At 62.2% G+C, this 6,021-nt stretch carries 7 protein-coding genes; 6 read left to right on the forward strand and 1 reads right to left on the reverse strand.

The window, feature by feature from the left end; translation table 11 throughout:
• Nucleotides 1–207 precede the first annotated feature (207 nt).
• Nucleotides 208–1,239 (forward strand): glutathione S-transferase family protein, encoded by a 1,032-nt coding sequence (locus GHK62_RS22580; protein ID WP_153441311.1) that lies wholly within the window; start codon nucleotides 208–210, stop codon nucleotides 1,237–1,239.
• Nucleotides 1,240–1,242: 3 nt separating this feature from the next.
• Here the strand turns inward: GHK62_RS22580 and GHK62_RS22585 are convergent, their stop codons facing one another.
• Complete coding sequence (locus tag GHK62_RS22585; protein WP_380784556.1) at nucleotides 1,243–1,734, reverse strand: NUDIX domain-containing protein; 492 nt, start codon at nucleotides 1,732–1,734, stop codon at nucleotides 1,243–1,245.
• A 78-nt stretch (nucleotides 1,735–1,812) separates the two neighbouring features.
• Here GHK62_RS22585 and GHK62_RS22590 point away from each other — a divergent pair, with 78 nt between their 5' ends.
• From GHK62_RS22590 to GHK62_RS22610, 5 genes are all read left to right on the forward strand, one after another.
• Complete coding sequence (locus tag GHK62_RS22590) at nucleotides 1,813–2,715, forward strand: metallophosphoesterase family protein (RefSeq protein WP_153441313.1); 903 nt, start codon at nucleotides 1,813–1,815, stop codon at nucleotides 2,713–2,715.
• Nucleotides 2,716–2,880: 165 nt separating this feature from the next.
• Nucleotides 2,881–3,426 carry a tetratricopeptide repeat protein gene (locus tag GHK62_RS22595; RefSeq protein ID WP_153441314.1) on the forward strand — a complete coding sequence of 182 codons (546 nt, stop codon included), beginning with the start codon at nucleotides 2,881–2,883 and terminating at the stop codon, nucleotides 3,424–3,426.
• Between the two features lie 179 nt (nucleotides 3,427–3,605).
• A complete protein-coding gene (locus GHK62_RS22600) occupies nucleotides 3,606–4,124 on the forward strand; it encodes an RNA polymerase sigma factor (protein ID WP_153441315.1) in 519 nt (172 codons plus the stop codon).
• Between the two features lie 3 nt (nucleotides 4,125–4,127).
• Nucleotides 4,128–4,955 carry an anti-sigma factor family protein gene (locus tag GHK62_RS22605; protein WP_153441316.1) on the forward strand — a complete coding sequence of 276 codons (828 nt, stop codon included), beginning with the start codon at nucleotides 4,128–4,130 and terminating at the stop codon, nucleotides 4,953–4,955.
• Nucleotides 4,956–5,060: 105 nt separating this feature from the next.
• Nucleotides 5,061–6,006 (forward strand): IS630 family transposase gene (locus GHK62_RS22610; RefSeq protein ID WP_167528167.1). Its coding sequence is split into 2 segments (ribosomal slippage): nucleotides 5,061–5,399 and nucleotides 5,401–6,006, totalling 945 coding nucleotides; the frame shifts between segments, so codons are not numbered across the junction.
• Nucleotides 6,007–6,021: the final 15 nt, after the last annotated feature.

Genomic DNA, 6,021 nt, shown 5'->3' on the forward strand with positions numbered 1-6,021 from the left:
GGGGCGTTGGCAGCATCAGCGTCGTCGCAGGCTTCCCGACAGGATCATGGTTACGATCGTTCCGAACACGAAAAATTGCCTGATCGCGATAGCAGAAAATTGCCGCCTGTCAAAGCCCAAAACGCAGTGTTCAGAATTTGACACCTATCACCGCCCCGCTGCTGCGTTATCTATCAATGGTAAGAGAAAACATGAAGGAGCTCATGCATGGGCAGGTTGGTCAACGGAGCCTGGCAGGACGTCTGGTACGACACCAAGACGACGAAGGGCCATTTCAAGCGCAGCGAGTCGCAGTTTCGCAATTGGATCACTGCCGACGGATCGCCGGGCCCGTCCGGCGAAGGCGGCTTTGCTGCCGAGCCGGACCGCTACCATCTCTATGTCTCGCTTGCATGTCCCTGGGCGCATCGCACGCTGATTTTCCGCAAGCTCAAGAAGCTTGAGGAGATCATTTCGGTCTCCGTCGTCGATCCGCTGATGCTCTCCAACGGCTGGGAGTTCAAGGGCGAGAACGGCGGCACCGTGGACCATCTCTTCGGTTCCGACGCGCTTTGGCAGATTTATGTGCGCGCCGATCCCAACTATTCCGGACGCGTGACGGTGCCCGTGCTTTGGGACAAGAAGAAGAACACCATCGTCTCGAATGAATCGGCCGAAATCATCCGCATGTTCAATTCGGCCTTCGATCGTCTTACCGGCTCGAGCGAGGATTTCTGCCCCGCGGAACTGCGCGGCGAAATCGACGAGCTTAACGCGCGGGTCTATGACGCGGTAAACAACGGCGTCTACAAGGCGGGGTTCGCCACCAGTCAGCAGGCCTATGACGAGAGCGTCAAGGCCCTGTTCGCCATGTTGGACGAGCTGGAAGGCCGTCTCTCCTCGCAGCGTTATCTTATGGGAGATCGGATCACCGAGGCCGACTGGCGCCTTTTCACAACGCTGGTGCGGTTCGATCCGGTCTATGTCGGCCACTTCAAGTGCAACATTCGGCGCATTGCTGACTACCCGAACCTTTACGGGTACCTGCGCGACCTCTACCAGGTGCCGGGCGTGTCCGACACTGTGAACTTGCACCACATCAAGCAGCACTATTACCGCAGCCACACGATGATCAACCCGACAGGCGTCGTGCCGGCGGGCCCGGTGGTGGACCTTACGACGCCGCACGGTCGCGATCGGCTCGATCGCGCTGCAGGTTCAAATGAGACTGCACGGCGCCTCGCCGCCGGCACCCGCTGACCCTTACCAGAACGTGTCCGGCGCCTCCGTTCCGGCAAGTTCTGCAATCCGCCGGCGCGTCGCGGCGGTCGTGTCCTTCGGCAGTTCGTCAAGCGCGAAGAAGCCGGAGGCAGCTATCTCCAGGTCGGGAACCTTTGGCCGTTGCTGACGGACGTTGTCGCAACGAAAGAAGATGACGTGATCGCGCTTGCTGGTGCCCCGGTTGTAGTAGACCTGCACCAGCAGCGGCGGTGAGGTCAGTTCCAGATTGCCTTCTTCCCGGAGTTCGCGGGCGAGCCCCTCCACCGCAGTCTCATGGCGATCGAGGCCGCCACCCGGCATGTGCCAGCCGGGAAGATAGGAATGCCTGACGAGGAAGATGCGCCCTTCGCGGTCGAAGCAGGCGGCGCGCACGCCAAGCGTCATGCCGCGCGAGATCGCAAAATAGGCATGTGCGAACCGCGTCAGCAGGCGAATTCGCCAGTTGCGCAGTTCCGCCGGTCGCTGCTGCTTCAAACGCGTGTCTCCTTGGGCGAGCGGCATTCACCCGAAATCGTGATTCCACTCGGATGGAATATGCGCTAGACGGGGGCGATGTTCAAACTTGCGCATATTTCGGACGTTCATCTCGGACCGCTCCCAGATCTGTCCCTGAGGGAACTTGCTTCCAAGCGGATCACCGGTTTCGTCAACTGGCACAGAAACCGAGCGCGCCATCTCTTTCCCGGTACGCTCGCCTGCCTGATGGATGACATCGAGAAGCGTAATCCGGACCATCTGGCGATCACCGGCGACCTCGTGAACCTCGCCTCTTCCCTGGAGATCGCGGCCGTGACCGCGTGGCTTGCGGCGGCGGGCGACCCCGGGGACATCTCCGTTGTACCGGGCAACCACGACGCCTATGTGCCGGGTGCCTACGAGAAGACGACACGCGCCTGGTATCCCTACATGCGCAGCGACGAGGGGCCGCTCGGCTGGATCCGAGACCATCATTGCTTTCCTTATGTGCGCGTGCGCGGCCCCGTGGCACTCATCGGCTGCTCGACCGCCGTCGCCACACCACCCTTCGCCGCGAGCGGCTACTTCGGTCAGCGACAGGCGCGTGCAACCGTCAACCTGCTGCAGGCAGCAGGCGAGGCCGGCCTCTTCCGAGTCGTGCTGATCCATCATCCGCCGATCCGCGGCGCGACCTCGATGCACAAGCGCATGATCGGCATTCGTCGTTTTGCAGCGGCCATCTCGTCCGGCGGCGCCGAACTCGTGCTGCATGGCCATACCCATCTCAACACGGTTTACTACCTGAAGGGACAGACCGCGCCGGTGCCCGTCGTCGGCATCGCCTCTGCGTCACAGGGGCCGGGCGGCAGCAAGCCGGCGGCCGCCTACAATCTCTTCTCGATCGCAGGCGAGCCCGGCCACTGGCATCTCAGCCGCGAGCGCTACATGCTCAATGCCGACGGGACCGGCGTCGAACTCGCCGAAACCACCCTTCTCTAGGTGCGGTCTGCCCGCAACGTCGAAAACCTTCCGGGAATATTCCGCTCGCGCCGAATAATTTGCCACGCCCATGCGTCATAATGCGGTTCGGGTTCGGCACCGGCGCGACGCGCGTGCGTCAGTCGGGTTGCCGTCGCTGCGCGACATTCCAGGGAGACAGGCACGATGTTCCGGAAGACGACTTTCTTTGTCCTTGCTGCATTCATGGCTTCGATCGCCGGCCAGTCGGCCATGGCCGTCGGCGACACCAGCGAACCGCCGCGCAAGACCAAGACAAGCACCCAATGCAAAAACGGCAAGATCTGGGATACGCGCAAGGGCCAGTGCGTCAACGCGAAGAAAAGCGGCCTCAGCGACGACGTCCTGTTCGAAGCCGCGCGCGAGCTTGCCTATGCCGGCCAGTACGACAATGCGATCAAGGTGCTCGAAGCCGTAAGCGATCAACGCAGTGCCCGCGTGCTGAACTATCTCGGCTACGCCAATCGCAAGGCCGGTCGCATGGAACTCGGCATGCAATACTACAAACGCGCGCTTCAGGCCGACGAGAACTATATTCTCGCCCGGTCCTATCTCGGCCAGGCCTTGGTCGAGCAAGGCCGGATCGAGGAGGCCAAGGTGCAGCTCGTCGAGATTCGTGATCGCGGCGGAGAAAACACCTGGGCCTACAGGGCTCTGCTTCAATCCCTCGGCGGCCTCCGTCATCACTACTGACAAGCCGGGCGGGAAACGGCCGCCCCTGCTCGTCGAGGGAAACTGACGCCGGAACGCAAAAACCTGTTTCCGTTCCGGCTCTTCCCTTGCAGACTTCGGATCAAATGTTTCATATCATTGGGTAGTGCATTTCGCACCGCGAATAGATGCCCGATCCGGTACGTCTCATTGGAAGAGCAATGCGCCCAGCGGCAGAGACGAAAGACTTCAGACAGGATTTGGTCAGCCTGCTGCCCAAGTTGCGCCGCTTTGCGCTGACGCTGACGCGCAATGCCAATGATGCCGATGACCTGGTCCAGGAGGCCTGCGAGCGGGCCATCGCACGCAGCCACCTGTGGAACGGGGAAGGCCGGCTGGAGAGCTGGGTCTATGCCATGACACGCAATCTCTGGGTCGATGAAGTCCGCAAGCGCAAGGTCCGTGCCGGCGGCGGAGCCGTCGACATTTTCGACCAGAGCGAGTTGCGTGTGGAAGCTGTTGCCGAAAAGGCGGTCTATGCCAACCAGTTGCAGAAGATGATCCTGTCCATGCCGGAAGGGCTTGCCAGCGTATTCCTGCTCATCAATGTCGAAGGGCACAGCTACCGTGAGACCGCAGATATCCTCGCCATTCCGATTGGCACCGTGATGAGCAGGCTGTCCACCGCCCGCCTGCGGCTCGCCGCCATGCTGTCCGAGAATACCGAAAGGAGGGCCTGACCATTGCAGCAGACGACAGGTCAAGCGCTTGAAGTTCGGTTGTCCGCCTATATAGACGGCGAACTCGGCGACGCCGAGAGAGCCGAACTCGATGCTTTGCTGGCCCGTGACGAGGACGCCAAGATTGTCCTCGAGAAGCTGAAGGCAGGCAGCGCGTTTGGCAACAAGGCCTTCGAGGACTTCCTCCATGACCCGGTGCCGCTGGCGCTGGTGCGCCAGATCAAGCAGGGATCCGGCATTAATCCGAGATCCGAGCGCGTCGCGACTGCGAACCTGCCGGCGCGGACGGTTCGCATCTGGCCGCGGGCCTTGGCCGCTGCCATGGCGTTGTTGCTTCTCGGCGGTGCCGCGGGTTACCTCGCCGGCAGCGCGCACTACGCCGCCGAGCCCGAGAGCACCGCCTCCGTACGCCCGTGGATAGATGAGATCGCCGATTACCATCGCATCTATTCTCGGCAGAAGGAACACCTCGTCGAGGCGCCTGCGTCGGACGGACCGACGATCGAGACCTGGCTCGCCTCCAGCGTCGGCGTTGGCTTCAAGACCCCGGATCTCGCAAGCAAGGGCCTGACCTTCGAGGGTGCAAGGCTGTTGGTGGTTGACGGCAAGCCCGTCGGCCAACTCGTCTACCGCGATCGCGAGGGCGATATCTACGCGATCTGCTTCCTCAAGCGTGGCGACACGCCGCAAACGGATCAGTTCCGCGAGGATATCCGCGATAACCTCGGACTGGTCTCCTGGCAGAAAGGCGATGCGTCGCTGGTGGTCGTCGGCCCATCCGCGGATGCCGGGCTCCGCGAGCTCGCAGAGGCTGTGGCGGCGAGCATCTGACTATACAGGTTCTAGAGTCGGTCAGCGTTAAGCTGAATCGAAACAGGATTCCCTTTTTGTTGGGATTGTGATTCAAGATCATTGCTGGTGAGGAGGCCAGCAATGATGGCGCGACCTCTTTCTCTTGATTTACGCCAGCGCGTCGCCGCCGCTTTGGCCGGAGGCATGACGGTGCGGGCGGCCGCCTTGCGCTTTGGGATATCGGCGGCGACGGCGGTGCGGATCGGCCAGCTCGACCGGTCCGGCCGCGGTTTGGCGCCGGCCAAGATGGGGGGCCATGTCAAACCCATGCTGCGGGGCGCGGCGGCCGATGAGGTTCACCGCCGACTGGCGGCCAAAACCGATTGGACGGTGCGGGCGCTTGCCGCCGATCTGAAGGCGGCCGGGATCGATGTCTCGCATGACACCGTTTGGCGGTTTCTGCGCCGCGAAGGCAAGACATTTAAAAAAAACGCTGATCGCCAGCGAGCAGGACAGGCCGAAGGTGGCGCGCTTCCGAAGCCGCTGGAAGACCCATCAACATCGACTTGATCCGCGCCGCCTGGTGTTCGTTGACGAAACCTGGGTCAAAACCAACATGACGCGCAGCCGCGGCTGGTGTCAGCGCGGCCAGCCGCTGATCGCCAGAATACCGCATGGCCATTGGAAGACGCTGACCTTCCTCGCCGGGCTGCGTCACGACCGCATCGTCGCACCCTTCGTGCTCGACGGCCCGATCAACGGCATTGCCTTCACCGCCTGGGTCGAGCAATGCCTGGCGCCAACCCTCAACCCCGGGGATATCGTCATCCTCGACAATCTCGGCAGCCACAAGGGCAAGCCGGCGCGCAGCGCCATCCGCGACGCCGGCGCCCATCTGTTCTTCCTGCCGCCCTACAGCCCCGACCTCAATCCGATCGAGATGATGTTCGCCAAACTCAAGACCCTGCTGCGCAAGGCCGACGAGCGTAGCGTCGAGGCGACATGGCGGCGCGTCGGCGAAGCTCTCAAGGCGTTCAGCCCGCACGAATGCGCCGCCTATCTCAGGCATGCAGGATACGTTTCAACGTAGGTCTGACAGACTCTA

The sequence above is a fragment of the Sinorhizobium terangae genome, assembly GCF_009601505.1.
GTDB lineage: Bacteria > Pseudomonadota > Alphaproteobacteria > Rhizobiales > Rhizobiaceae > Sinorhizobium > Sinorhizobium terangae.